Source organism: Streptomyces sp. NPDC060002 (genome assembly GCF_042737245.1).
Lineage (GTDB): Bacteria > Actinomycetota > Actinomycetes > Streptomycetales > Streptomycetaceae > Streptomyces.
Genome location: NZ_JBHWUW010000008.1, coordinates 1 through 26,242, shown reverse-complemented (window position 1 = coordinate 26,242; position 26,242 = coordinate 1). Strand labels below are relative to the sequence as shown.

Sequence of the window (26,242 nt, the reverse complement as noted above, 5' to 3'; positions counted from 1 at the left end):
TCAGCGCAGCACAGCCCCCAGCAGGTCGGACCCCAGTGCCGTCAGCGCGGGCAGATCGAGGGTGTACCGGACGTAGCGACCGTGCCGCTGGGCCGTGAGCAGGCCCGCGCGGCGCAGGACGGCGAGGTGGCGGGAGACCTCCGGGGGCGTGAGGTCCCATGCGTAGGCCAGCTCACGGTTGGTCTGCGGGCTGCGGGCCAGGGTGCGCAGCAGCCGCAGCCGTACCGGATGGGCGAGTGCCTCCAGCCGTAGGGTGACCGTCTCCAGCGACACCGGCTCCGCCGGACCCGGCTCGCCCACCGGGTACTGCACCACCGGCTGCCATCCGGGCGCGTGGACCGCCACCAGGTGCGGGCGGCCGAAGACGCTGGGGATGAAGGTGACCCCGGCGCCGTGGGCGGCCGTCGCCTTGTCCTGCAGCTTGTCCACGATGATGCAGTCGCCGTCCGGTGCCAGGGTGACCGCGTCGGAGACCGACGCGAGGGCCGCCCCGATGCCCTGGCGCCTCAGCAGGTCGTTCTTCAGGCGCAGGTCGGTGGCGAGTCGCACGGCGACGCCCGCCCAGGTGGCGTCGAAGAAGGCCTCGGCGCACTGTTCGAGGGTGTCGCGCACCCGCGCCCGCACGGCGGCCGGGTCCGCGAGCAGCCGTTCCGCGAAGGCCTCCTGCAGCGCGCCGCGGGACTGGGCCAGGTCCAGGGCCCGCTCGCGCGCGGTCGCGTCGGTGAGCGGCGACGGCATGCCGAAGTGGACCCGGTTGCTGCCGCACGTGGTGACGAGCGCGGCGGTCACATACCGCTCGTCGTCGATCCGGTCCACGTCGTCCAGCTCCTCGGCGAGGGTCGGCCGGGGCCGGGCGGGGATCAGGAAGTCCGCCTGTGAGGAACGCCAGAGGAACTCCGCCTCCCGCAGCCGCTCGGCCAGCTCCGGCCGCAGCCCGGTCCAGACGTCACCGGCCCAGCCGGCGAGCTGCGGATGGTGCCCGGGTTCCGCCAGCACGTGCAGCATCGCGGTCAGCTCGGCCAGCGGGGAGGCGGCGAACCGCAGTCGCTCCGACGGCAGGCCGCTGATGTCGATCCTCAACGTCATCCCTCATCATCACCGACCGGACGGCCGACGACGGCGTCGGTTGACGGTCTCCGTCAACCGACGTGCCCGGTCAGGCGGTTGAACTCAGCGTTGCCGCCATGTCAACCACCACCAAGATCCGGCCCCGCGCCCTCGTCCGTGCCTCCGGAGGCCCCCGCTATGCCGTCGCCCTGACCGTGGACGCGCTCGGCACCGGCATGCTGCGACCCTTTCTGCTGATCTACGGGGTGACGGTGCTGAGGCTGTCCGCGCCGGTCACCGGCATCGCCATGACGGCCGGCGTCGTCGTGGGCCTGGCGTGCATGCCCGTGGTGGGCCGGTGGCTGGACCGGGGCGCACGCAGCACCGTCGTGGCGGCTTCGATGCTGGTGCAGGTGCTGGGTGTGGCCCTGTTGCTGGCCACCCCGGCGGGACACGCCGGCCTGTTCGCGACGGCGGCGCTCGTCCTCGGCGTCGGCAACCAGGCCTGGCCGGCCGCCCACGCCGCTCTCGTGGCCACGGTCGCCCACGGCCGGGAACGCGACACCGCTCTCGCGGCGGGCCGCGCCCTGCGCAACGCAGGCCTGGGCGCCGGCGCGCTCCTCGCCACCGTGTGCCTGGCGGGCGGCACCGCCGCGTTGCAGGCGCTGGCGGCCGTCACCGGCGTCGCCTATCTCGCGGCGGCGGCCCTCGCCTCGTCGGTCCACCTGCGCGCGCATCCGGCCGCGTCCCCGGCCGAGGACAGCGCCGACGGGCCCACTCCCACTCCCGCCCCCGCCCCTCGGATGCGCGCGCTGCTGGCCGCCAACGTGGTCTACGCCTTCTGCCTCAACGTCCCCGAGATCGCGCTCCCCCTGGTCCTGCTGACCCAGTTGCACGCGTCCCCGGCGTGGTCGGCGGCCATCTTCGTGGCCAACACGGTGCTGGTGGTCACCCTTCAGGTTCCGGTGACCGTCCTGATGTCCCGCTTCTCCCGGCGGACCGTGCTGGCGCTCGCCGGCGTGGTACTCACCGTGTCCTACCTGGGCTTCCTCGCGGCCACCTCGCTGGGACACGGGTGGGGTGCCCCGGCCGTCGCCGCGGTGTCCGTGGTCTGCACCCTCGGCGAGATCATCTACGCGGGCAGCGCCACCGCGCTCGTCACCGTCCTCGCCCCGGCCCGTCTCCTGGGACGCACCCTCGCCCGTTTCGAACTGTCCACGGGCTTCGGCCTCGCCGTCTCCCCGGCGGTCATCACCGCGCTCGCGCCCCACGGCCCGGCCGCACTCTGGGGCGGTCTCGCCGGTGCGACGCTCCTGTCCGCCTCCGCCGTCGCCACCGAGAAGGATCAGGGAACACAGCCCAAGGACTCCGGAGCCGGGCCCAGCGGGTCCTCCGCCAGCACCGGCGGAGCGCTCAGCGCCGCCTCGTACGCCGTCCGTTCGAACACGAACGCACCGATCGACAGCTCGCCCCACTCCTCGCGTTCGGGCTGACGGAAGGCGGCCCAGGTGACCGTCGTAAGGGTCACCTCGAGACGGGCCATCAGCGCCCAGCACTGCCAGATGCCACAGACACAGCCGAGGAGGGGCGTCCGGTCGGCCGCGCGCAGAAAGGCGTTCCCGGTGAAGTCGCGGACGCCCAGACCACCGTGCTGGCCCCAGATCTGCTCCGCCGACTCCCGCTCCTGGTCCTCGAACTGGTCCTCCAGCTCCGGCCGCCACAGCTCACGCGTCGCCCAGGCGGCACGCGCGCGCAGATCGACGCCGTCGACGCGGACACCCCAGACCAGGGCGGTGGGGTGCTCGTCCCAGGGGTAGTGGAAGAACTCGATGCGGTTCACCAGCCGCATGCTTCCCGGCCTGGGCCCGTCCCCGCGAACCGTTTACCGCGTCTGCCTACGGCGTCTGCTGTTCGTACAACCCCTCCACCTGGTCCGCGAAGTCACGCAGGACCGCCTCGCGGCGGAGTTTCATCGAGGGGGTGAGATGGCCGGCGTGTTCCGAGAAGTCGGTCGGGAGGATGGCGAAGCGGCGGATCGACTCCGGGCGGGAGACCAGCTTGTTGGCCTCGTCGATCGCTCGCTGGAGCACGGCGTGCAGTTCCGGGTCGTCCATCAGCAGCTCCACCGGGACCGGGTGCTTGCCGTTCATCTGGCGCCAGTGGGTGAGGCCGTCCGGGTCGAGGGTGAGGAGGACGGAGACGTAGGGGCGGCCGTCGCCGAGGACCATCGCCTGCGAGATCAGGGGGTGGGAGCGCAGCCAGTTCTCCAGGGGCGCGGGGGCGACGCTCTTGCCGCCCGCCGTGATGATCATCTCCTTCTTGCGGCCGGTGATCGTCAGATAGCCCTCGTCGTCCAGTTCGCCGAGGTCGCCGGTGGGCAGCCAGCCGTCGGGGGCGGCGGGGACCACTCCCCCGGCCGTCGGGTCCCAGTAGCCCCGCAGGACGTGGTCGCCTGCGATCAGGATCTCGCCGTCCGCCGCTATGCGGATCTTCGTCCCCGGCAGGGGCCAGCCGACCGTGCCCAGACGGGGTTTGAGCGGCGGGGTGACCGTGGACGCGCCCGTCGTCTCCGTCAGGCCGTAGCCCTCGTAGATCTCGATGCCCGCGCCGAGGTAGAAGGCGGAGAGCCGCCGGCCCAGGGGGGAGCCGCCGCAGATGGCGTGGCGGACGCGGCCGCCCATGGCGTTGCGGATGCGGCGGTAGACGAGCGGGTCGTAGAAGGTGCGGGCGGCGCGGAGGGTGGCCGCCGGGCCGGATCCCCTGCCGGTCTTGTGCGCCTCGACCGCCTCGCCGTAGCGGCGGGCCACGTTGACCCCGCGGTCGAAGGAGGACAGCTTGCCGCCGGCCTCGGCCTTCGCGCGGGCGGTGTTGAAGATCTTCTCCAGCATGTACGGGATGGCCAGCAGACAGGTGGGTCTGAAGGCCGCCAGGTCCGGGAGGAGTTCGTCGGCCTTCAGGCTCGGCGCGTGGCCGAGGCGGACCCGGGCGCGGACGCAGGCGATGGCGACCATGCGGCCGAAGACGTGGGACATGGGGAGGAAGAGGAGGACGGAGACGTCGTCGTCGTTCTTGGACTTGAAGACCGGGTAGAGGAGTTCGATCGCGTTGTCGACCTCGGTGAAGAAGTTCCCGTGGGTGAGCGCGCAGCCTTTGGGGCGGCCCGTGGTGCCGGAGGTGTAGATGAGGGTGGCGAGCGTGTCGGGGACCAGCATCCCCCGGCGGATCTCGACCTCGGCGTCCGGTACGTGCTCGCCCGCCTCGATCAGCCGGTCCACATGCCCCTTCTCCATCACCCACAGGTGGTGCAGATCGGGCAGCCGGTCGAGTTCGGGCCCGAGGGCGGCTGCCTGGGCGGTGCTCTCGGTGACCAGGGCGACCGCGCCGGAGTCGTGGAGGATCCAGCGGGTCTGGAAGACGGAGGAGGTCGGGTAGACGGGGACGGTGACCAGGCCGGCCGCCCAGGCCGCGAAGTCGAGCAGCGTCCACTCGTAGGTCGTGCGGGCCATGATGGCGAGCCGGTCGCCGGGCACGAGACCCTCGGCGATCAGCCCTTTGGCCACCGCGTGGACCTGGGCGGCGAAGCGCTCGGCCGTGATGTCCGTCCACTCGCCGTCCTGGCCCCTACGGCTGAGGACCACCGATTCGGGGACGGCGGCCGCGTTGTCGTAGGGCAGGTCGGCGAGCGAGCCGTACGTCACCGGGCGCGCGAGCGCCGGTACGGACGCCTCCCGTACCTCGCCGTCCAGTCGTCGCGTCTCGGGCTCCACCAGGGTGGGCGGAGCGTCGCGGTCGGCGTAGGCCGAGTCGGCAGCTGGATACGGCGTGGACACGGGCGGCTCCCTGGGCGTGCAGCGACGAAACTGCTTGCTGCATGACGTACGTGCCTCGCGCACCGAGGCGTTCACCGGGATGCCCCCTAAGAAAGGGGTTACCGCCAGTTAGGTAGGGGATCGTACGGCGCTCACGTGTGGGGCTTGTGCGTGTTCCGGGATGTTCCGGAGCTGGGGATGTGCAATCTCGGGGGTTATCTGAGGAACGTTCACGTTCGTTCCAGAATCGCCGTAACCCCCTGTCCGCCCGCCGCGCAGATCGAGATCAACCCCCGTGCGGGGCCCTCCCCTTCGGCGAGCAGCTTGGCCAGGGTCGCCACGATGCGGGCGCCGGTCGCCGCGAAGGGGTGGCCGGTGGCGAGGGAGGAGCCGGCCACGTTCAGCCGGTCGCGGTCCACCGGCGCGAGACCCTGCTTCTCCCAGGCCGCGAGCGTCGCCAGCACCTGGGAGGCGAAGGCCTCGTGGATCTCGAACAGGTCGAAGTCCTCGATGCCCAGGCCGGTCCGCGCCAGCATGCGCGGGACAGCGTACGCGGGCGCCATCAGCAGCCCGTCCTCGCCGCCCGCGACATCGCCGCGTACGAAGTCCACGGCCGCCGTCTCGTACGCCGTCAGGTAGGCGAGCGGCTCCAGCCCGCGTGCCTCGGCCCACTCCTCGGAGGCGAGGAGCACCACCGCCGCGCCGTCCGTCAGCGGTGTCGAGTTGCCCGCCGTCATGGTCGGGTTCGGCCCGTCGGTGCCGAACACCGGCTTGAGCGCGGCCAGTTTCCCGACCGTGGAGTCCGGGCGCAGGTTCTGGTCGCGGGCCAGGTCGCGGAAGGGGACCACCAGGTCGCCGAAGAAGCCGCGTTCGTAGGCGGCCGCGAGCCGCTGGTGGCTGGTGGCGGCCAGTCCGTCCTGGGCCTCGCGCTCGACGCCCCAGGCGCGGGCGGTGACCGCCGCGTGCTCGCCCATGGAGAGACCGGTGCGCGGCTCGGCGTTGCGTGGGATCTCGGGGATCAGATGGGAGGGGCGGATCTGCGCGAGCGCCTTGACGCGGTCGCCCGTCGACTTCGCCCGGCGGGCTTCGAGGAGGATCCGGCGCAGGCGGTCGTTGACGCCGAGCGGGGCGTCGCTGGCGGTGTCGGCGCCGCCCGCGATCGCGGACTCGGTCTGGCCGAGGGCGATCTTGTTGGCGGCGGCGATCACGGCCTGGAGGCCGGTGCCGCAGGCCTGCTGGATGTCGTAGGCGGGGGTGCGGGCGTCGAGCTTCGAGCCGAGGACGGTCTCACGGGCGAGGTTGAAGTCGCGGCTGTGCTTGAGGACGGCCCCGGCGACCAACTCGCCGACCACGCCCGGCACATCGAGCGCGTAGCGGTTCGCCAGGCCGTTCACGGCCGCCGTCAGCATCTCCTGGTTGGAGGCGGTGGCGTAGGGGCCGTCGGAGCGGGCGAAGGGGATGCGGGTGCCGCCGACGATCGCCACGCGGCGGATCCGCGGCAGCTCCGGCCGGGGCCCGGGCGCGCCGCTCGCCGCGACCTTCAGGTGGCTCACTCGCCGGCTCGCCCGTGACGGTTCCGAGGTACTCATCTCGACCTGCTCCTCACCCGTGACCTAGACTTACCCACGGTAACCTTACTTCAGAGTAAGCACCCGGTACGAGGTGTGCGCCGAGCCCGTGGGAGATCATCATGGCCGACCGCTATCTGAGCTTCACCGCCACGGCCCCCGGCCGGTTCCTCGCCTCGCGGCTCGGGCTCCCGCAACCGGCCGCGCTCAGCCGCTGGACGGCCGAACGGCCGCACCTGGACGGCCACTTGCTGCACCTCACGGCCGGCGGACCGTCCGGGCTCGACCTCGCGCCGGTGCTGGCCCGCACCGGGCTGTCCACGACCACCGAAACAACCGGAGCCGGCCCCGGCACCGGCACCGGCACCGAGGCAGCAGGAGCCACCGCCGGAACCACCCGCCCCGCCGCCGTCGTCCTGGACGCGACCGGTGTCCGTGACGTCGACGCGCTCGCCGAGGTGCACGCGGCCCTGCACCCGGTCCTGCGGTCGGTCGCGGCGAGCGGACGGATCGTCGTGCTGGGCGCACCCCTGGACGCCCGGGACCACCACCAGGCGGCCGTACAGCAGGCCCTGGAAGGCTTCGTACGGTCGCTGGGCAAGGAGATCGGGCGGGGCAGGACCGTCAACCTCGTCCGGCTGACCGACGCGTCCGCCGCCGAGTCCACCCTGCGCTTCCTCCTCTCCCCCAAGTCGGCGTACGTCAGCGGCCAGGTGATCGGGGTGGGGGCCGAGGCGCCCGACGGCCCCGCCGACCCGGTCCGCCCCCTCGTCGGCCGCACCGCGCTCGTCACCGGCGCCGCCCGCGGCATCGGCGCGGCCGTCGCGGAGACGCTGGCCCGGGACGGCGCCCATGTCGTCGTACTGGACGTGCCGCAGGCCGCGGAGGACGCCCACCGGGTCGCCGCGCGGCTGGGCGGCAGCGCCCTCACGCTCGACATCACAGCCGCCGACGCGGGCGAGCGGATCGCCGCCGGGCTCCCCGACGGGCTGGACATACTGATCCACAACGCGGGCGTCACCCGGGACCGACGGCTGGTCAACATGCCCGCCGAGCGCTGGAGTTCGGTGCTCGACGTCAATCTGGCGAGCGTGCTGCGCACCACGGACGCGCTGCTCGCCAAGGGCGCCCTGCGGACGGGCGGGCGGATCGTGGCCACCGCCTCCATCGCCGGACTCGCGGGCAACGCGGGACAGACGAACTACGGCGCGAGCAAGGCGGGCGTCGCCGGTCTGGTCCGGTCCCTCGCGCCGCGCGCGCTCGCCGAGCACGGGGTGACGGTGAACGCGGTGGCGCCCGGCTTCATCGAGACGAGGATGACGGCCGCGGTGCCGTTGTTCATCCGCGAGGCGGGCCGCCGGATGAACTCCCTCGCGCAGGGCGGCCTGCCCGTCGACGTGGCCGAGACGACCGCCTGGCTCTCCCATCCGGCGTCCGGCGCGGTGAACGGGCAGGTCGTGCGCGTGTGCGGCCAGAGTCTGCTGGGGGCGTAGTGACCGGCGTCGTGACCTTCCTGTCCGGGCCTCCGTCGCTCGGTCCGCTGCTCGCCCTCGGCGCGCTGCGCTCGCCGTTCAAGCGGCCCCGGCCGGGTGTCGCCTTCCCCGGCACCGGCGACCGGCTCGTCCTGCCCGAGCTGCGGGTGGACCTGGACCGGCTGGCCGCCTACGAGCGGGTGTGCGGCTTCCCGACCGGCGAGGACTCCCTGCCGCTCACCTACCCCCATGTCCTGGGCTTCCCGCTGGCCATGCGGATCATGAGCGGCCGCGGCTTCCCGCTGCCGCTGCTCGGCCTCGTCCACACCTCGATCGAGATCACCCGCCACACCGCCCTCGCGGCCACCGGCAGCCACGAACTCACCGTGCACATCGAGCGGTTGGCGGCGCACCGGCGAGGGACGGAGGCGGTCGTCGTCACGGAGCTGCGGGACGGCGGCGCGGTCGTGTGGGAGTCGACGAGCACCTACCTGGCCCGGCACGCCACCGAGGCCGCGCCCGCTCCCCGGGAACCGGAGCCCGGCCCGCTCCCCGTGCTCGACGAGTGGCGGCTCGCCGCCGACGTCGGCCGGCGCTACGGCGCCGCGTCGGGCGACCGCAACCCCATCCACCTCCACCCGATCACCGCCCGCCTCTTCGGCTTCCCCCGGGCCATCGCACACGGCATGTGGACCGTGGCCCGCTGCCTCGCCGCGCACGGCGCCCCCCAGTCCGTGCGGGTGCGCGCGGAGTTCCGGGCGCCGGTCCTGCTGCCGGGAACGGTGGCCTTCGCGGCGGACGGCGAACGGTTCGAGCTGCGCGGGACGGGAGAGGCGGGACGCGTGCACGTGAGCGGCCGGGTGGACCCGCTCACGCCGTGACCGGCGCGCTGCCGGACCGTTCGGCGATCCTGCACGATCGGCCCCCGACGCTGCCCTTCAGGCCCTTACCCCGATCGGGGCCGGTCGAGCACAGTGGTGGGTTCACATGGGTCCGTCGCTGAGAGGAGCGTCCATGCGCGCGCAGGACCAGGAGAACGACCTGGGCGGTAACCGCCGGCCCAAGGCCGCGAGGGGCCCCGCACGGTCGTCGCTCCCGGGGCCGGCGGCGGGACTGCTCGCCCTCCAGCGCTCGGCGGGCAACGCGGCGGTGACGCGTGCCATCGAGGAACAGCGGCACGAGCACGGCCCCGGCTGCGAACACGCGGACCGGTCGGTCCAGCGGGCCGCACAGACCGACGAGGCACAGCAGGCGACGGTGCAGCGCGAGGCGTCGCTGGCCGAGGTGACCGGCTCCGGCGGCAGCGGTCTGGACCCTCGCATCAAGGCCAAGGCCGAGCAGGCGTACGGAATGCCGCTCGGTCATGTGCGCGTGCACAACGACGCGACCGCCCAGCGCGCGAGCGCCGACTTCCAGGCCCACGCCATGACCGTCGGCCACCACATCGTGCTCGGCTCGTCACGGGTGGACGACGAGACGATGTTCCACGAACTCGACCACGTCCGGCAGCAGTCGCAGGGCCCGGTGGCGGGCAAGGACAACGGCTCGGGCGTGAAGGTGTCCGACCCGGGCGACGCCTTCGAGCGCCAGTCGGCCGCCAACGGTCGTCTCGTCGCGCAGGGTTCGACCCCCGACCTCTCGCTGCCCGGCTCGGCGGGCCACGGGGCTCCGGTACAGCGGGCGGCGACCGGGACCGGCGAGCGGCAGAGCGTGCAGCGGATGCCCAAGGAGGCGACCAAGTCCAAGGCCGGCAGGGGCGGCAAGAAGGCGACCGTGGCGCAGGCGATCACCAAGGCGCTCGTGCAGAACCACGGCTGGAAGGAGTACGGCGGGCAGCAGAACAAGACCGTGCACTTCCCGATCGCCTCCGACAACGCCCCCGCGCACGCGAAGAGCGAGGGGCTCAAGGGCGCCGCGCTGAGCGCGATGTACCACGGCACCGACAACATCCGGAAGGAACGCTCCTTCTCGGCGGAACGCCCGGAGCAGGCCCTGCGCTGGATCTCCACCGTCACCTTCAACTACCTCAACGACCTGCGCAAGCAGCCCGAGGAAGTACAGGCGGGCGTGAGCGCCGTCCAGCAGGAGGGGCCGGAGGGCGCCGCCACCCGGTACCAGCTGTACATCTCGTCGAACAAGGACGGCGCCAACAAGGCACTCTCCGACCTGTACGAAGGCAAGGCCAGCGCCGCCGAGTTCCTCACCGCCATCCTGGAGGCCGGCGCGCCGAACCTCCCCGGCCGCACGGCGCTCGAGCAACGGCACGCCCAGAAGCTGGCCTCACGTCTGCTGGGCGAAGGGCAGGGCAGGGACGCGTACGCCGCGGTTCTCCAGGCTCTCGGCGGCTCGGTGAACGTGCCCGCGAAGCGGGAGGACGCCGCCACGGACGGCCTGCACGCCGAGCGCCGCATCGTGGAGAGCGCGCCGGCGGGAAGCGTCGCCGCGATCGCCGGGGTCAAGCGACCCTGCATGGTCTGCTACATGGAACTCTTCGTCGGCGACGACTCCAAGCGCCCCGGCCCCTACTGGCCGAGCAAGGCCTCCAACATCGGGGAGTCCGACTACACCGTCGCGAACGCCGACATGCTCGCGCTGCGCATCCACACGGCGGCGGAGAAGGGCGGCGGCACGCACGTCAGCCTCCGGGTGGACTGCGAGGGCCAGGAGCGGGTGGACACCGGCTACGGCTCCGAATCCGACTCCTCGGCCTCGGACAGCGAGCAGGCCCCGGCTCTGATAGGGGCGGAAGCCATGGACCTGAGCTGAGGCGACCCCGTGGCCCTGCCGGAGGCTCTCAGGTCTCCGGTGGGGTCCAGGGCCGGCCGTCCATGAGGTTGCCCAGGCCTGCCCAGGCAAAGTTCATCAGGGTCGCCGCCGCCTGCCGGGCAGTGGTGCCGTCGGCGGTGTTGGCCCAGGCGGCGAGGGACTCGGCGGCGCCGACCAGCGCCTCGGCGAGTCCGGCGACCTCTCGTTCGGGCAGGTCGGGGTCCGTGGGGGTCCCCCCGCACGAGCGAAGCCGAGGGTGGGGGAGCGCTTCCCTGGCCGCGACCACGATCAGCTGCGTGACGAACGCGACGATCTCCTCGCGCATCGCCGTGACCTCGGCGGCGAAGGGCTCGCCGTGCGTGCGGGCCTGAAGGTGCAGGACGGACCAGGCGTGCGGATGCTCGGCGGTGTGCGCGAAGAACGCCCGCAGGCCGTCCCAGAGTTGGCGGTCGGCGGGCAGGTCGGTGCGGACGCCGGTGCGCACCGCCTCGACGAGCGCCTTGGCCTCGCGCCGGATGCAGGCGGTGAAGAGGTCTTCCTTGGAGTTCAGGTACAGGTACACCAACGGCTTGGACACGCCCGCGAGTTCGGCGATCTCGTCCATCGAAGCGGCCATGTACCCCCGGCGGCCGAAGGTCTCCACGGCGGCGTCCAGCATCTGCTGCTCACGGACCGCACGCGGCATCCGCTTGGTCTTCACGGTCCCCATGGACACAGCCTAGTTGGGCCCGCTCGTGCCCCGGCCCGGCCCGCCCCGCCGCGTGCCGCGACTACGAGGTCTGCGTTTGGCCCTGGGTGCGCGTCGCCTCGTCGATCGCGGCGTCCTCCTGGGACCTGTCGGCCTCCAGGTTGGCCTTCATACGGTCCACCCGCTGCACGACGTTCACCGAGGCGCGGTCGCGCTCCTTGCGCAGCACCACGAAGCTGATCGGCGCGGAGATCACCAGCGAGAGCAGCAGGACCCACATGATGTTGGAGTCGCCGAGACCGCGGGGGACGACACCCGAGTAGACGAGACCCCAGACGACCACGAGGCAGCCGGCGAAGACACCGAGGCGCATCAGTGTGTAGCGGAGCATGTCAATCCACTCTTCCGAATCCAAAAGGGGCCGTCATCCAGTGAAGCACGCCGGGGCGCCGATCTTGCATCGGGGTGCGAGCGGTCGCAGCGGTCACGTCAGCGGCAGCAGCATGACGATGTCGTCGCGGTCGTCGTCCGGCGCGACCCGGATGGCGCCGGGTATCCGGCCGACCTCCTTGTAGCCGCAGGAGCCGTAGAAGTGCTCCAGGCCGTGTCCGCCCCGGCAGGTGAGCCGTATCGCGTCGATGCCGTCGAAGGCGCGGGCCTCGTCGGCGGCGGCCGCCAGCAGGTCGCGGCCGTAGCCCTTGCCCTGGTGCCGGGGGTGCACCATCACCGTGTAGAGCATCACCCAGTGGGTCTGGAGCCGGTGGGTGTTGAAGCTGAGGAACGCCGTCGCGGCGACCTGGCCGGCCGCGTCGTGTCCGACGAGCAGTCGGGTGCGGCCCTCGGCCATCTGGACGAGGTGGCGGACCAGTTCCGGCCGGATCGTCTCGCGCTCCACCGGCGCCACGAAGCCGACGGCTCCGCCCGCGTTGGAGACGTCCGTCCACAGGTCGAGGATGCCGTCACGCAGGGCGGGGGTGACGGCGGGGTCGAGAGTGAAGGTAAGGGACACACCAGGATCGTAATCCTTACGGCGTGATGCGTACCGCCGCTCTCGGATCCTGGAACGGCCCCCGGCGGACGCCCCCGCGCCCGCCGGAACCCACACCCTCGCCCCCCGTAGCCGTACTCACACCCGCATCGGCTGCGGCGACTCGCGGAGCGCCGGGTCGGGGCCGTCGTACTCGCGGATGATCTCGTACCGCGTGTTGCGCTCCATCGGCCGGAAGCCCGCGTCCCGGATGAGGTCCAGCAGGTCGTCGCGGGTCAGCTTGTTCGGGGTGCCGTAGTTGTCGGCGTCGTGCGTGATCTTGTACTCGACGACCGAGCCGTCCATGTCGTCGGCGCCGTGCTGGAGCGCGAGCTGCGCAGTCTGGACGCCGTGCATGACCCAGAAGACCTTGACGTGCGGGACGTTGTCGAAGAGCAGCCGGGAGACCGCGAAGGTCTTGAGGGCCTCCGCGCCGGTCGCCATCTGGGTGCGGGCCTGGAGCCGGTTGCGGACCTTGCCGTCCTGCATGTCCACGAAGTCGTGCTGGTAGCGCAGGGGGATGAAGACCTGGAAGCCGTTCGTCTCGTCCTGGAGCTCACGCAGGCGCAGGACGTGGTCGACGCGGTGGCGGGGCTCCTCGATGTGGCCGTACAGCATGGTGCACGGGGTCTTGAGCCCCTTCTCGTGCGCCAGCCGGTGGATGCGCGACCAGTCCTCCCAGTGGGTGCGGTGGTCGACGATGTGCTGCCGGACCTCCCAGTCGAAGATCTCGGCGCCGCCGCCGGTCAGCGACTCCAGACCGGCGTCGATCAGCTCGTCGAGGATCTCGGAGGCCGACAGCCCGCTGATCGTCTCGAAGTGGTGGATCTCCGTCGCCGTGAACGCCTTCAGGGAGACGTCCGGAAGCGCGGCCTTCAGCTCCCGCAGCGAGCGCGGGTAGTAGCGCCACGGCAGGTTCGGGTGCAGGCCGTTGACGATGTGCAGCTCGGTGAGGTTCTCGCCCTCCATCGCCTTGGCGAGCTTCACCGCCTCCTCGATGCGCATCGTGTACGCGTCCTTCTCGCCCGGCTTGCGCTGGAAGGAGCAGTAGGCGCAGGAGGCCGTGCACACGTTCGTCATGTTGAGGTGACGGTTGACGTTGAAGTGCACGACGTCGCCGTTCTTGCGGGTGCGCACCTCGTGCGCCAGTCCGCCCAGCCACGCCAGGTCGTCCGACTCGTACAGCGCGATGCCGTCCTCACGGGTCAGCCGCTCACCGGCCCTGACCTTCTGCTCCAGCTCGCGCTTGAGTCCGGCATCCATGCCCACACCTCTCTACGACTTCCTGCGGCTTCCTGCGATGACGCCACCGACGACCAACCGTACGCCCCCGCCCTCCGGGCGGGAGCTGCCCCCGAGCGGCCCCGAAACGGGCCTAGACCTCTTCGGGAAGCTCCCCGACCCGGTTCTCCCACTTGGTGGAGAGCACGATGGTGGTCCGGGTCCGGGACACGCCCTTGGTCCCGCTGAGCCGCCGGATGATCCGCTCCAGCCCGTCCACGTCGTTCGCCCGCACCTTGAGCATGAACGAGTCGTCGCCGGCGATGAACCAGCAGTCCTCGATCTCGCTGAGGTCCTTCACCCGGTTCGCCACGTCCTCGTGGTCGGCGGCGTCGGAGAGCGAGATGCCGATGAGGGCGGTGACGCCGAGACCGAGCTGGGCGGCGTTCACCGTGGCGCGGTAGCCGGTGATGACGCCGGCCGCCTCCAGCCGGTTGATGCGGTCGGTGACGCTTGGTCCCGACAGACCGACGAGGCGCCCCAGCTCCGCGTACGAGGCCCGGCCGTTCTCCCTCAGGGCCTGGATGAGCTGCCTGTCCACCGCGTCCATGCGATCGAAGCCTTCCGGTGAGGAGAGATGAAGTGGTGTGGGGGGAGTCCTGAAGCGGGTGTTGCCGAAAGGGTGGTGCGTGCCGCCCGCCCCGCCTGTGCGGTCCGCGCCGCCGTGGCCGTCCGACGCTCAGGCGGGAGGACGGGAGCCGCCGCCGATCTCGCCCTTCCAGCGGCGGTACAGCCCGTGCCCGACGCCCGCCGCGTCGAGGACCCGCCCGGCGACGAAGTCCACCAGGTCCTGGATGTGGGTGGCGCCCGCGTAGAAGGCCGGGGAGGCCGGCACGACGCTCGCGCCCGCCTCGTCCAGGGCGACCAGATGACGCAGGGTCTGGCCGTTCAGCGGGGTCTCCCGTACGGCCACGACCAGCGGGCGCCGCTCCTTGAGCGTCACGCTCGCCGCCCGCTGGAGAAGGTCCTTGGAGAGCCCGAGGGCGACCCCGGCCACGCAGGCGGTGGAGGCGGGCACGATCAGCATGCCCTTCGTGGCGTACGACCCGGAGGACGGCCCGGCGGCCAGGTCCCCGGCCGCCCAGTACCGCACCCGGTCGCCGTCGCCCTCGTCCTCGAGGTCCACGTCGAAGGTGCCCGGCTTGCCGTCGGCCCCCCGCGCGAGCCATTCCCGCAGGTCGTCGCGCCAGTGCGCGTCCCGGAAGGAGATCCCCGTCTCGTCGAGGAGGGTGAGCCGCGAGGCCCGGCTGACCACCAGGTCGACGCTCTCTCCCCCGGCGAGCAGGGCGCGCAGCACAGCGGCGGCATAGGGCGTACCGGACGCCCCGGACACCCCCACGATCCAAGGCACGCGCTGCGTTTCTCCTGCGTTCACACCTTGAGCGTACCGGTGAGCGGAGAGGTCTTCAGGACCGGTCGGCCCTCGAGCCCGCATGCCCCCTTCGCCCCCTCCGCCCGCCCGTTCCCCCGGACGGACCACACGGACCGGACGGGCCCCTAGACCGTGAGCCCCCGCACCAGCAGGTCGATCAGCGCGCACCCGAACAGGCTGATCCCGATGAACCCGTTCGTCGAGAAGAACGCCCTGTTCAGGCGGGTCAGGTCGTGCGGCCGCACGATGCTGTGCTCGTAGACGAAGGCACCCGCGACGATCACCAGGCCGAACCAGAAGAAGGCGCCGGCGTCCGTGGCCAGGGCGTACCAGACGAACAGGGCCGTCGTGATCGTGTGGCAGACGCGCGCGCCGCGGATCGCCGCCGGGATACCGAAGCGGGCCGGGACCGACATGACGCCGACCTCGCGGTCCGTCTCGACGTCCTGGCAGGCGTAGATCAGGTCGAAGCCGCCGATCCAGATGCCCACCGCCAGGCCCAGGATGACCGCGTCCCAGGACCACTCGCCGGTGATCGCCAGCCAGCCGCCGATCGGGCCCATCGCCTGCGCCAGGCCGAGGATGGCCTGCGGGAAGTTCGTGAAGCGTTTGCCGTACGGGTACACCACCATCGGGATCACCGCGATGGGGGCCAGGGCCAGGCAGAGCGGGTTCAGCAGGGCCGCCGCGCCCACGAAGACCACCAGGGCGATCAGGGCGCCGGTCCAGGCGTGCCGCACCGACATCGCGCCCGTCACCAGCTCGCGGTGCGCCGTGCGGGGGTTACGGGCGTCGATCTCGCGGTCGATGATCCGGTTGACCGCCATCGCGAAGGTGCGCAGGCCCACCATGCAGACGGTGACCAGCAGCAGCCTGCCCCAGTGGATGTTCTCGTCGGTCCGGAACATCGCCGTCAGCGCGGCGATGTAGGCGAAGGGCAGCGCGAAGACCGAGTGCTCGATCATCACCAGCCGCAGGAAGGCCTTGGTGCGTCCCGGCTGCGGAAGTGCTGCGGAAGCGGAACTCACAGCCCGTACTCCTTCCAGCGGCGGTCGACCTTGGCCGCCGTATCCGGGTCGGACAGCACCATCTCCGGCCAGCCGCCGTCCCGCGTGTACCCCTCCTCGGGCCACTTCCGCGTCGCGTCGACGCCCGCCTTGCCGCCCCAGAACTGCTGGTAGGAGGCGTGGTCGAGATGGTCGACCGGGCCTTCGACGACGGACAGGTCACGGGCGTAGTCGGTGTTGCCGAGCGCCCGCCACGCGACCTCGTGCAGATCGTGGACGTCGCAGTCCGCGTCGACGACCACGATCAGCTTGGTCAGGGACATCATGTGGGCGCCCCAGACCGCGTGCATGACCTTCTGCGCGTGCTTGGGGTACTTCTTGTCGATCGAGACGATCGCGCAGTTGTGGAAGCCGCCGGCCTCGGGCAGGTGGTAGTCCACGATGTCCGGGACGATGATCTTCAGCAGCGGCAGGAAGAAGCGTTCCGTGGCACGGCCCAGCGGACCGTCCTCCGTCGGCGGCCTGCCGACCACGATCGACTGGAGCAGCGGGCGCTTGCGCATCGTCACGCAGTCGATCTTCAGGGCCGGGAACGGCTCCTGCGGGGTGTAGAAGCCGGTGTGGTCGCCGAAGGGGCCCTCCGGCAGCATCTCGCCCGGCTCCAGCCAGCCCTCGATCACGACCTCCGCCTGCGCGGGCACCTGGAGCGGCACCGTCTTGCAGTCGACCATCTCGATCCGCTTGCCCGCGATGAAGCCGGCGAAGAGGTACTCGTCGATGTCACCGGGGAGCGGGGCGGTGGACGCGTACGTCACGGCGGGCGGGCAGCCGAAGGCGATCGCGACGGGGAGCCTCTCGCCCTTGCGGGCCGCGACCTGGTAGTGGTTGCGGCTGTCCTTGTGGATCTGCCAGTGCATGCCGATCGTGCGCTTGTCATGGCGCTGGAGGCGGTACAGGCCGAGGTTGCGGATCCCGCTCTCCGGGTCCTTGGTGTGCGTCAGGCCCAGGTTGAAGAAGGAGCCGCCGTCCTGCGGCCAGGTGAAGAGGGCGGGCAGGGCGTCGAGGTCGACGTCGTCGCCGTGCAGGACCACCTCCTGGACGGGCGCGTCCTGGGGCTTCACCTTCTTCGGCGGTACGTGCGTCATCGCGCCGAGCTTGCCGAACGCCTCGCGGACGCCGACGAAGCCGTGCGGGAGCTCGGGGCGCAGCAGGCCGCCGATCTTCTCGCTGATCTCGGCGTACGACTTGAGGCCGAGGGCCTTCAGGAGCCGCCGGTCGGTGCCGAACACGTTCATCGCGAGGGGCATGCTCGCCCCCTTCACGTTCTCGAAGAGCAGCGCGGGGCCACCGGACTTCTGGACCCGGTCGACGATCTCCCCTACTTCCAGATACGGATCGACCTCAGCCTTGACGCGCTTGAGGTCGCCTTCGCGTTCCAGTGCCCTGAGCAGGGAACGAAGATCGTCGTAAGCCATGTGTCCCAGTATCGCCGAGGCCCTTCCGGCGCCGACGCGCGCCCCGCACTACGCCCCCGCACCGCCTCGCGGGAACGATTTCCGCCACCCGCTACCCTGGCCCGGTCACCGGGGCCGTTCCGCGCCCCGTCGCCGTCTCCTGGGGGAACCCGCCACCATGCTCAGGTATCTGCCGTTCCTGCTGGTACTGGCGCTGTGGATCTACGCCTTCATCGACTGCCTCAACACCCCCGAGGAGGAGGTGCGGGGGCTGCCGAAGGTGGTCTGGGTCATCATCATCCTGCTCTTCGGCGAGGTGCTCGTCGGTCCGGTCGCCTGGCTGGTGGCGGGCAAGGCGCGGCGCGCGCCCGTGGGTGGTGGCAGCGCGGCCGAGTCGCCCCGCGGCCGACGCGCCGAGTGGGTCGCGCCGGACGACAACCCCGAGTTCCTCAAGTCCCTGAAAGAGAACAGGGAAGAGGACAAGAAGGACGAGGAGGCCCTCCTCAAGGACTGGGAGGCCGACCTGCGCCGCCGCGAGGAGGAGCTGAAGCGCCGCGAGTCCGGCGAGGACCCCCGGCCTCCGCAGAGCTGAGACAGGCCGACGGCGCCTGCGGTCTCGGTGAGACGCGGGCGCCGGGGGCGTGGACGCGGGGCCCCCGCAAGGGGGCGGCCCCGGGTCGGGGGCGGATCCCTAGGCCGCGTCGTGTTCGGCGGACCTGGGCGAGCACTTGGGGGCGTGCTGCCAGTAGCAGCCGACCTGGACGAGTCCGTAGCGGTACTCCGAGCCGGTGCCGGCGATGGGCAGGGCGTCCCGGCCGAGCGTGCGCAGGATGTCGCGGGCGTTCCCCCGGCAGTGGCCGGAGGTCAGGCACAGGGCGGCGGAGCCGGTGACGAAGGGCGCGGCCATGCTCGTACCGGAGAGGAAGCCGTGGTCCTCGCCCAGGGGCGTGGCGCGGGTGGGGAGGGTGGAGAGGATGTCGACGCCCGGGGCCGCGATGTCCACCCACGACGCTCCGTGGTTGGAGAAGGTCGCCCGCTGGTCGAACACGGTGGTGGCGGCGACGCTGATCGCCTCCGGATAGGCCGCCGGGTAGCTCAGCGCGGTCGTGCCGGCGTTGCCCGCGGAGGCCACCACGGCGACGCCCGCCTGGGTCGCCAGCCGGACGGCCTGGTGCACCAGCGGGCTGTCCGTCGGGGTTCCCAGACTCAGGTTGGCGACCCTGATGTTCTTCGACTTCGCGTTCTGGGCGACCCAGTTCAGGCCCGCGATGAGATCGGAGAAGAGACCTGAGCCGCTGTCACCCAGGACCTTGACGTTCCACAGCGGGGTGCCGGGCGCGATGCCCTCCACGCCGATGCCGTTGTTGAGCCCCTGGACGATGCCCGCGACATGCGTCCCGTGGCCGTGGAAGTCGTCCGCGGTGGCAGAGGTGCTGAAGTTGGCGTTCCCGGCCACCCGCAGGTCCGGGTGACCGGCGTCCACGCCGGTGTCCAGCACCGCCACCCCGACCCGGGCGGCCGCGGGCACCCGGGATCCGTGTTCGGAGCCCGCCACGGCGCCGATCCGGAACAGCCCCCACTGTCCGGCGAGCAGCGCGTCGCCCTTGTACGCGACACCGCCCTCGCCCGGCTTGCCCGCCCGATGCCGCGGCGCCTGCACCGACGAACCACCGACGGGCTCGGGCAGGGACACCTGCTGGTCGGGTTCGACCGAGGCGACCTGCGGGTCGGTGCGGATGGCCTCGATCTGGTCCGCGGTCGCCTCCAGGGCGTAGCCCTTGAGGGCCGCCCCGTCCACGGTGGCGTCGAACACATGGCGCAGCCGGCTCCCGCCGTCCGACGCCTGCCCCTTCGCCTGCTCCTCGGCGACCTTGCCCGGATCGGTGACGGTGTCCTTGAGCTGCACGATCCACCGCTCCGTCGGAGCGGGCTCGGCGGCCTGCGCGGAGCCGGGCACGACCGCGGCGGCCGTGAGGGCCGACAGCACGGCACAAGCGATCAAACCATTACGGAGCGGAATCTTTCCGACTCTTCCCACCTGGTCCTCCACACCCTGCACACCGGAGCAAAGATCAACAAGGTAGGACAATAGGAGCGGTCAAATGTTCCCCATGGGCGACTCACCCGGGACAGTGCGGGCCGGTCATGAAATCACCTGCTCGGCCGAGCGGGCTCAGCGCGCGTACGAGTGCTCCACGCCGGCGGAGACAGCGCGCTGACGGCCCGCGCGCACGCGATGCCGGAGGGCGCGGGCGCCCTCCACGGCTACCTCGCCCGCGTCACCGCAGCCGGGACGACGACAGGATCGACAGCAGGTGGGCCGGGACCATCAGCCAGGTGATCGCGGCGATGGCCGCCAGCGCCCAGCGGGTCGGTCCGACACCGCCGGTCGCCGCGTCCAGGGCGGCCACGGCCAGCAGGACCAGGGAGGCCTCGATGCCGTTGGTGACCCGGTGGATCTTGAAGGCGGCGGCGAGACGGCGCAGCGAGGCGACGCCCTGGGAGCGGGGCGCGGTGGCCTCGTCGTCGGCGACGGCGAGCCCGCGCCGGGCCCGGGCCACGTCCACCAGGTCGGTCGAGGCCTTCAGCAGCACCACACCGAGCGCGGTCGCGAGACCCAGCGACACCCAGCCGTTGAAGCCCGCCCAGCCGCCGAGGCCGGACTCGGCGGCCCGGAAACCGAAGCCGATCATGAGCGCCGCGTCGGCCAGATAGGCGCCGAGCCGGTCGACGTAGATGCCGGTCGCGCTGTTCTGCCCCTTCCAGCGGGCGACCTCGCCGTCCACGCAGTCGAAGAGCAGGAACAACTGCATCAGGAGCGCGGCGAGCACGGCCCCGGTGAGCCCCGGGACGAGCAGCGCGGCACCGGACAGCACCCCGCACACCACCATCGTCCAGGTCAGCTGGTCCGGGGTGATCCGGGTGCGCACCAGCTGCCGGGTGAACCGCAGCGAGACGCGGCGCATGTAGAGGCGCCCCGCCCAGTGCTCGCCGTTGCGACTGGCGAGCTTGGCCTGCGGCTGACAGACCTCCCGCAGCTCCTCCAGAACAGGAGCAGCAACCATGAACTTTCCTTCCGCCCGGGGCTCAACTGCCGCGCCTGCGGCGGTGATCGGCACAGGCTACTCGACCCGCTCCCGGACATTTCCCGGGGGGATTTCGGCACGGTCGGGTGCGGTGCCAGGACCCGTCGACGGCCCGGGCCAGGTCACCTCGCGCCAGCCCGACCACACGATCGCGTGAGCGCCCGCGTCAGCGCGGACTCCTCCGGGAACGGATCGTGGTGAAGGCACACGGCTCGTCGAGGAGGACCTCATGCACCGGGTGGACCAGGCGACGGCACGGTCGTGGCTCGCCACCGCCGTCGAAGAGGCGCGGGCCGGTCTCGCCGAGGGCGGCATCCCGGTCGGGGCCGCGCTCTACGGCCCGGACGGCGCCCTGCTGGGCCGCGGCCACAACCGGCGCGTCCAGGACGGCGACCCCTCGACGCACGCGGAGACGGCCGCCTTCCGCGCGGCGGGACGGCAGCGCTCGTACCGCGGCACGACGATGGTGACCACCCTGTCCCCCTGCTGGTACTGCTCCGGGCTGGTCCGCCAGTTCGGCATCTCCCGGGTGCTCGTCGGCGAGGCGCGCACCTTCCACGGCGGCCATGACTGGCTGGCCGAACACGGCGTCGAGATCGTGCTCCTCGACGACTCCGAGTGCATCGCCCTGATGCGCGACTTCATCGAGCGGAACCCGGCTCTCTGGAACGAGGACATCGGTGAGTAACCCCCTTGCCGCCCACACCTCTCGCATCTCCCCCGCTTCCAGCACCTCCAGCACCTCCAGCACCTCCAGCACCTCCAGCATCCCGACCGTCGACCTCGGGCCCTGGCTCTCCGGTGACGCAGAAGCCCGCGCCACGATCGCCCGTACCGTCGACGACGCCCTGCGGTCCGCCGGGTTCCTGCTGGTCACCGGGCACGGGATCGACCCCGCCCTGCGCGACCGCATCCGGAGAGCCGCCCGGTCGTTCTTCGTGCTGCCCGCCGACGTCAAACAGGCGTACGGCGCGAAGGTCGGCGGGCGCGGCTGGCTGGGGCCGGGCGCGGAGGCCAACGGGTACTCGGAGGGGACACAGACCCCGCCGGACCTGAAGGAGTCCCTGACCTTCGCCACGCACGAGCCGTTCGACGACCCGGTGGTCAACGCGGAGTGGTACGCGCCGAACGTCTGGCCCGCCGAGGTACCGGAGCTCCAGGGTCTGTGCGAGGAGTACCTGACCCGGATGGGTGAACTGGAGAGGCGGCTGCTCTCCCTGCTCGGGGAGGCCCTCGGCCTCGAACCGGACTTCTTCTCCCGGCACATGGACCACCCGACCTACGGTTTCAACATCAACTGGTATCCGGGGACGGAGGTGGTCGGGGAGCCGCAGCCGGGCCAGTTCCGGATCGGCCCGCACACCGACTTCGGCACCGTCACCATCCTCGACCGGCAGGCCGGCAAGGGCGGGCTCCAGGTCTGGACGGACGAGGGCGGCTGGGAGGACGCGCCCTTCGACCCGGCCGCCTTCACCGTCAACATCGGTGATCTGATGGCCCGCTGGACCGGCGACCGGTGGCGCTCGGGCAGGCACCGCGTGCTGCCGCCCCCGGCCGACGCGCCCGCCGAGGAGCTCATGTCCCTCGTCTACTTCGGCGAGTGCACCCCGGGCACGGTCGTGGAGTCCGTCCCGGCGCCAGTCGGCCGTGTGGCGTACGAGGCGGTCGACTCGCATGTGTACCTGCGGGAGAAACTGGACTCGATCACGGTGGAATGAGGAGCCCATTCCGCTCACGTCCGGAAGTTTCGTGACCCAACGGACACCATGCGATCTGGCACTTACCAACTCCCTCTCCTTACCCTTGCGTTGGGAACCGAGCCCTGGGGGAGGTGCGCGGTGCACAGACGGTTGTACGGGCGTGGCGCGCTGTTCGACGTCGAGCCCGCCGGTCTCGTACCGCGGCTCGTGGGGATCCGTCCCTACGAGCTCCACGCGGAGAAGCCCGAACACCCCGCGGGGCCGCCCCTGCTGGTGCTGGCGGGCGGCCGGGGTCTGGGCAAGAGCGCGGTGCTCGCCGAACTGTGGGACGCCTACACGGAACACACCCGCAGAGGCGAGGCCCGCAGACGCACCCCGGTCGCGTTGATCGACTGCGAGGACGAGCAGTTCGCGCGGCCGCCGCACGAGGAGAGCCCCGAGTCCTGGTCGCCGGTGTGGCAGGCGCTGCTGGTGGTCGCCGAGCAGCTGTCGGAGCCGGTGCGGGCGGCCGGGCAGCTCACCTTCCCGCGGCTGACGGCCGGGCTGGTCGCGGTCCGGGCCAGCGACTGGAGCGGCCGGACCGACTCCGACCGCATCCGGCGGGAGCTGGTGCGGATCCTGCTGCTGAACGAGCGCGCCTCCCGGTTCAGCCTGGCCGGACGGTGGGCGGCCAAGGTCGCCTCGAAGGTGATCGCGGCGGCGAGCGGCGGGGGCCCGTTCGTCGCGGCGACCGTCGAGGCCACCCTGGAGGCGCTCTCCGAGGGCGTCACGCACCGCAAGGAACAGAAGCCGGCCACCTGGTACCGCTCCTATCCGAACGCGGGCGGCAACGCCAAGCGGGGACTGCTGCTGCTCGCCGGGAACTTCCGGGCCGGCGGCACCTCGCGCGAGCACGCCGAGCGCTGGCTGGTGCGGGCGCTGCTCGCCGACCTGGCCGAGGCCTACTCGGGGCTCGGCTCGCATCTGACCCGGCTGGGCCGGCCGCTCGTACTGCTGGACAACGCGCGTAGTGGTCCGGGGCCCGGGCTGCTGGACGCCGTCCTGCGGGACCGGGCCGACGGGGTCGCCGACCAGGTGGTGTGGGTGGCGACGGTACGCGGCACGGGCCATCCGGCGCTCGGGGACGCCGTACGCCGTGCACTGCCGGAGGTGGCCCGGGCCACGGACTGGGAGCCGGGCAGTTCGCCCTCCTCGCGGGCACTGCTCGTACCGCTGCCGCCGCTGTCCCCCGACGACACCCTGCACATGGTCGGCGCGGTCTGCGACGACACCGAGCTGCCGCCCCGGTTCCCGCACGCCACGCACCGGTTGACGGGCGGCAACCCGCTCGGCATCGTGCTGCTCGCGACCGCCGCCCGGCAACACCCCGGACGGGCGGCCTCGTTGGGGCGACTGCTCACCGCGAAGGTCAAACTGGAGGAGGGGCAGGCCGACGACGGCCGTGTCGCTTACGCCGAACTGCTGGCCCGTCTGGTCCCGGCCGACCGGCTCGACGAGCTGACGGTCCTCGCGGCCGCCCACGACCACGACTCCGCCGTCGCCCTCGCCGACGCGCAGCTCCCCGACGACTTCGGCTCCTCGGGCGTCCGGTCGCTGCGGGCGCGGCTCGCCGCGGAGGGGCTGCCGGCCGCGCCGGGCCACTTCGTCGGCGACCCCTTCACCCGCACCCTGCTGCTGCTCCGACTGCACCACCGGCCCGCCGACCACGCCAAGTGGCGTGAGGTGCACGAGACCCTGATCCGGCACTACACCCACGCCGACGGCCGGGACCCGGACGACCAGGACCCCGCCCACGCCCGGTACCGGCTCTACCACGAGCTGGCGCTCGGCGACACGGCCGGCGCGGTGGCCTACCTGCGCGACACGTTCACCGGCCTGCGCACCCGCACCTGGCTGGACACCCTGCGGTTCCTGGCGTCCGCGCCCTACTTCCACGCGCACGACGCGGCAGGCCGCGACTCCGACGGCCGAGACGACCGGCGCTCGGCGATCGCGCTGGGCCGCACGGACGCCGCCGAGGAGCCGCCCGAAGGCGTCGACCGGGCCCTGCATCTGCGGATACGGCGACTGCTGCACGCGGTCTGGCAGGTGTCCGACCCGCTGGTCCTACCGGATCCACGGGTGTGCGGGCGGCTGGAGTTCGAGCTGCTCCAGCTGTCCGACCAGCGGCCCGCCGGGGGCGCGCTGCTGTTCGCGACCTCCCAGGCCTGGCCCCGGGACGCCCTCGCGGGCCGCCCGCTGCGCACCCCGGCCGAGGACGAGGACGGCGACACGGACGGCGACGGGCACGGACCTGACGACGGGGACGGGGTGGCGTGATGGCCGACGGAGTCAGAAGCCCGCTGGTGCGGTGGCTGCGGGAGGTCTGGGAGATCCGCCTCTACCGCTATCTGGCCCTGCTGGTCACGGCCGCCGTGCTGAGCGGGCTGGTCTTCGCCGTGCGGGCGGTCACCCACGAGAACCGGTCCTGCGCGCCCGGAGTGGCCCGGCCGGACGGCAGCGCCGAGTGCGTGGGCGTGGCCACGGGCGCGTACGACTTCGGCCATCCCCAACTGCGGGACACGGTACGGGCGATCGACCGGGAGAACGACCGGCTCAAGGCGGGCGGCTACGTCACGGTCGCGCTGATGCTGCCGTACACCGCCTCCACCCCCTCGACGCTCAGCGACATCCAGCACGAGGTACAGGGCGCCTACCTGGCACAGTGGCAGGCCAACCACACCTCCAACGGGCAGGCTCCGGCGATCCGCCTGGTGCTCGCCAACCCGGGTGCCACCAGCGACCACTGGGAGGCGATGGTCGACCAGCTGGAGCGGATGGCTAAGGGCGACGACCGGCTGCGCGCGGTCGCCGGGGTCGGGCAGAGCACCGACAACAACAAGAAGGCCGTCGCGGAACTGACCCGGCGGGGCATCCCGGTCGTCGGCGCCTCCGTCACCGCCGACAACCTCGCCAACGGGCAGAACGGCAAGGACCCCTTCCCCGGCCTGGCCCGGGTCTCCCCCACCAACACGGACGAGGCGCGCGCCCTGGCCTCGTTCGCCAAGGTCGACGCGGGCCGGGCCCTGCTGGTGTACGACAAGCCCGGCGACCCGTACACGCGGACGCTCCAGACGTCGTTCGCGGCGCTGCTGAAGGGTTCGCCCTACGAGCCGCAGCCCTTCACCCCGCCCGCCGACCGTACCGAGGAGGGGACGACGGCGAACACCTTCCGGCAGATCACCCACCTGGTGTGCGACACCTCCGCGGGGACCGACACGATCCTGTTCGCGGGCCGGCACACGCAGTTGCGGCAGTTCGTCAACGCGCTCGGCACGCGGGGCTGCCAGAACCGGAAGTTCACGGTGCTGACGGGCGACGAGGGCTCGTACCTGTCCGGCGACAAGAAGCTGGACCGCACCGCCCTCACCCACAACCTCTCCGTCCGCTACACCTCGCTCGCCCACCCGGACGCCTGGGTGAACGCCCCCGTGGAGCTGCCGGGCGGCTCCGCGCAGGACGCGAAGGTGCTCACCGATCTCCTCGCCCGCAGTGCCCGTGAGCCGGTCGGCCCGATCGGCGAGGTCGCTCTGGAGGACGGCCAGCTGATCATCGCCTTCGACGCGATGACGCTGGCCGTGCACGGCATCCGCGAGGCCACGCCCGACGGCGCGGCCGTCCCGCCCCTCGCGGACGTCGGCCTCCAGTGGCCGCAGGTCAAGGGCTCGCTGCGGGTGAGCGGGGCGAGCGGCTGGATCTGCCTGGACGTGCACGGCAATCCGTACGACAAGGCCGTGCCGATCGTGGAACTCCACGCCGACGGCGGCTCCCGCTTCGTCCGCCTCGCCTGGCCGGAGGGAAAACCCCCGGCCAGGGAGTGCCTGCCGCCGTCCTAGGCACTGTCTGACAAAGGATCTTGGGTGGGTTCGCGGAGCCAGAGGATGAGTGCGGCCAGGTGGACTCCGGCCTTGTAGCGGGTGGCGAGT

General features: G+C 72.1%; 22 protein-coding genes. 9 read left to right on the top strand and 13 right to left on the bottom strand.

Annotated elements, in window-relative coordinates; genetic code table 11:
• Complete coding sequence (locus ACFWBD_RS10160; RefSeq protein WP_385665351.1) at nucleotides 1–1,086, bottom strand: DUF5937 family protein; 1,086 nt, start codon at nucleotides 1,084–1,086, stop codon at nucleotides 1–3.
• Nucleotides 1,087–1,184: 98 nt separating this feature from the next.
• Here ACFWBD_RS10160 and ACFWBD_RS10155 point away from each other — a divergent pair, with 98 nt between their 5' ends.
• Entirely contained in the window at nucleotides 1,185–2,540 is a 1,356-nt protein-coding gene (locus ACFWBD_RS10155) for an MFS transporter (RefSeq protein WP_385665348.1), read from the top strand.
• 402 nt (nucleotides 2,541–2,942) lie between these two features.
• On the opposite strand, the gene ACFWBD_RS10150 is transcribed toward ACFWBD_RS10155, so the two are convergent.
• The gene (locus tag ACFWBD_RS10150; protein ID WP_385665345.1) at nucleotides 2,943–4,877 is read right to left on the bottom strand and encodes an AMP-dependent synthetase/ligase; all 1,935 of its coding nucleotides are present in this window, start codon (nucleotides 4,875–4,877) and stop codon (nucleotides 2,943–2,945) included.
• 209 nt (nucleotides 4,878–5,086) lie between these two features.
• A complete protein-coding gene (locus tag ACFWBD_RS10145; protein WP_385665342.1) occupies nucleotides 5,087–6,445 on the bottom strand; it encodes an acetyl-CoA C-acetyltransferase in 1,359 nt (452 codons plus the stop codon).
• Between the two features lie 101 nt (nucleotides 6,446–6,546).
• Here ACFWBD_RS10145 and ACFWBD_RS10140 point away from each other — a divergent pair, with 101 nt between their 5' ends.
• The 3 genes from ACFWBD_RS10140 (at nucleotide 6,547) to ACFWBD_RS10130 (ending at nucleotide 10,662) form a co-directional block, all read left to right on the top strand.
• The gene (locus ACFWBD_RS10140) at nucleotides 6,547–7,917 is read left to right on the top strand and encodes a 3-oxoacyl-ACP reductase (protein WP_385665340.1); all 1,371 of its coding nucleotides are present in this window, start codon (nucleotides 6,547–6,549) and stop codon (nucleotides 7,915–7,917) included.
• A complete protein-coding gene (locus ACFWBD_RS10135) occupies nucleotides 7,917–8,777 on the top strand; it encodes a MaoC/PaaZ C-terminal domain-containing protein (protein ID WP_385665339.1) in 861 nt (286 codons plus the stop codon). Before ACFWBD_RS10140 ends, ACFWBD_RS10135 begins: the two co-directional genes overlap by 1 nt.
• A 133-nt stretch (nucleotides 8,778–8,910) precedes the next feature.
• The gene (locus ACFWBD_RS10130) at nucleotides 8,911–10,662 is read left to right on the top strand and encodes a DUF4157 domain-containing protein (RefSeq protein ID WP_385665336.1); all 1,752 of its coding nucleotides are present in this window, start codon (nucleotides 8,911–8,913) and stop codon (nucleotides 10,660–10,662) included.
• A 28-nt stretch (nucleotides 10,663–10,690) separates the two neighbouring features.
• Here ACFWBD_RS10130 and ACFWBD_RS10125 read toward each other — a convergent pair whose 3' ends face one another.
• The 8 genes from ACFWBD_RS10125 to ACFWBD_RS10090 form a co-directional block, all read right to left on the bottom strand.
• On the bottom strand, nucleotides 10,691–11,371 hold the full coding sequence (locus ACFWBD_RS10125; protein WP_385665334.1) for a TetR/AcrR family transcriptional regulator: 681 nt from the start codon (nucleotides 11,369–11,371) through the stop codon (nucleotides 10,691–10,693).
• Nucleotides 11,372–11,432: 61 nt separating this feature from the next.
• A complete protein-coding gene (locus ACFWBD_RS10120; protein WP_385665332.1) occupies nucleotides 11,433–11,741 on the bottom strand; it encodes a DUF4229 domain-containing protein in 309 nt (102 codons plus the stop codon).
• Nucleotides 11,742–11,834: 93 nt separating this feature from the next.
• A complete protein-coding gene (locus tag ACFWBD_RS10115) occupies nucleotides 11,835–12,359 on the bottom strand; it encodes a GNAT family N-acetyltransferase (RefSeq protein WP_385665329.1) in 525 nt (174 codons plus the stop codon).
• Nucleotides 12,360–12,476: 117 nt separating this feature from the next.
• Nucleotides 12,477–13,640 carry an aminofutalosine synthase MqnE gene (gene mqnE / locus ACFWBD_RS10110; protein ID WP_385665327.1) on the bottom strand — a complete coding sequence of 388 codons (1,164 nt, stop codon included), beginning with the start codon at nucleotides 13,638–13,640 and terminating at the stop codon, nucleotides 12,477–12,479.
• A gap of 112 nt (nucleotides 13,641–13,752) precedes the next feature.
• Nucleotides 13,753–14,208 (bottom strand): Lrp/AsnC family transcriptional regulator, encoded by a 456-nt coding sequence (locus ACFWBD_RS10105; protein WP_385268513.1) that lies wholly within the window; start codon nucleotides 14,206–14,208, stop codon nucleotides 13,753–13,755.
• Between the two features lie 129 nt (nucleotides 14,209–14,337).
• On the bottom strand, nucleotides 14,338–15,009 hold the full coding sequence (locus ACFWBD_RS10100) for a UbiX family flavin prenyltransferase (protein ID WP_385665694.1): 672 nt from the start codon (nucleotides 15,007–15,009) through the stop codon (nucleotides 14,338–14,340).
• A gap of 146 nt (nucleotides 15,010–15,155) precedes the next feature.
• Nucleotides 15,156–16,058 (bottom strand): menaquinone biosynthesis prenyltransferase MqnP, encoded by a 903-nt coding sequence (mqnP, locus tag ACFWBD_RS10095; RefSeq protein ID WP_385665324.1) that lies wholly within the window; start codon nucleotides 16,056–16,058, stop codon nucleotides 15,156–15,158.
• The gene (locus ACFWBD_RS10090) at nucleotides 16,055–17,512 is read right to left on the bottom strand and encodes a menaquinone biosynthesis decarboxylase (protein WP_385665322.1); all 1,458 of its coding nucleotides are present in this window, start codon (nucleotides 17,510–17,512) and stop codon (nucleotides 16,055–16,057) included. The genes mqnP and ACFWBD_RS10090 overlap by 4 nt, the downstream gene beginning before the upstream one ends.
• 157 nt (nucleotides 17,513–17,669) lie before the next feature.
• Between ACFWBD_RS10090 and ACFWBD_RS10085 the strand changes: the two genes are divergently transcribed.
• Nucleotides 17,670–18,083 (top strand): PLD nuclease N-terminal domain-containing protein, encoded by a 414-nt coding sequence (locus ACFWBD_RS10085; protein WP_385665319.1) that lies wholly within the window; start codon nucleotides 17,670–17,672, stop codon nucleotides 18,081–18,083.
• A 99-nt stretch (nucleotides 18,084–18,182) separates the two neighbouring features.
• Here ACFWBD_RS10085 and ACFWBD_RS10080 read toward each other — a convergent pair whose 3' ends face one another.
• Together ACFWBD_RS10080 and ACFWBD_RS10075 are read right to left on the bottom strand one after the other, a co-directional pair.
• Nucleotides 18,183–19,478: a S8 family peptidase gene (locus ACFWBD_RS10080; protein ID WP_385665316.1), complete on the bottom strand. Its 1,296-nt coding sequence runs from the start codon at nucleotides 19,476–19,478 to the stop codon at nucleotides 18,183–18,185.
• Nucleotides 19,479–19,770: 292 nt separating this feature from the next.
• Nucleotides 19,771–20,556 (bottom strand): CDP-alcohol phosphatidyltransferase family protein, encoded by a 786-nt coding sequence (locus ACFWBD_RS10075; RefSeq protein ID WP_351768094.1) that lies wholly within the window; start codon nucleotides 20,554–20,556, stop codon nucleotides 19,771–19,773.
• 250 nt (nucleotides 20,557–20,806) lie between these two features.
• Between ACFWBD_RS10075 and ACFWBD_RS10070 the strand changes: the two genes are divergently transcribed.
• The 4 genes from ACFWBD_RS10070 (at nucleotide 20,807) to ACFWBD_RS10055 (ending at nucleotide 26,152) form a co-directional block, all read left to right on the top strand.
• Nucleotides 20,807–21,265, top strand: coding sequence for a nucleoside deaminase (locus ACFWBD_RS10070; protein WP_385665313.1), 459 nt, complete (start codon nucleotides 20,807–20,809; stop codon nucleotides 21,263–21,265).
• 25 nt (nucleotides 21,266–21,290) lie between these two features.
• The gene (locus tag ACFWBD_RS10065; RefSeq protein WP_385665692.1) at nucleotides 21,291–22,295 is read left to right on the top strand and encodes an isopenicillin N synthase family dioxygenase; all 1,005 of its coding nucleotides are present in this window, start codon (nucleotides 21,291–21,293) and stop codon (nucleotides 22,293–22,295) included.
• Between the two features lie 120 nt (nucleotides 22,296–22,415).
• A complete protein-coding gene (locus ACFWBD_RS10060; RefSeq protein ID WP_385665310.1) occupies nucleotides 22,416–24,596 on the top strand; it encodes a hypothetical protein in 2,181 nt (726 codons plus the stop codon).
• A complete protein-coding gene (locus ACFWBD_RS10055; protein ID WP_385665307.1) occupies nucleotides 24,596–26,152 on the top strand; it encodes a hypothetical protein in 1,557 nt (518 codons plus the stop codon). The genes ACFWBD_RS10060 and ACFWBD_RS10055 overlap by 1 nt, the downstream gene beginning before the upstream one ends.
• Nucleotides 26,153–26,242 lie beyond the last annotated feature (90 nt).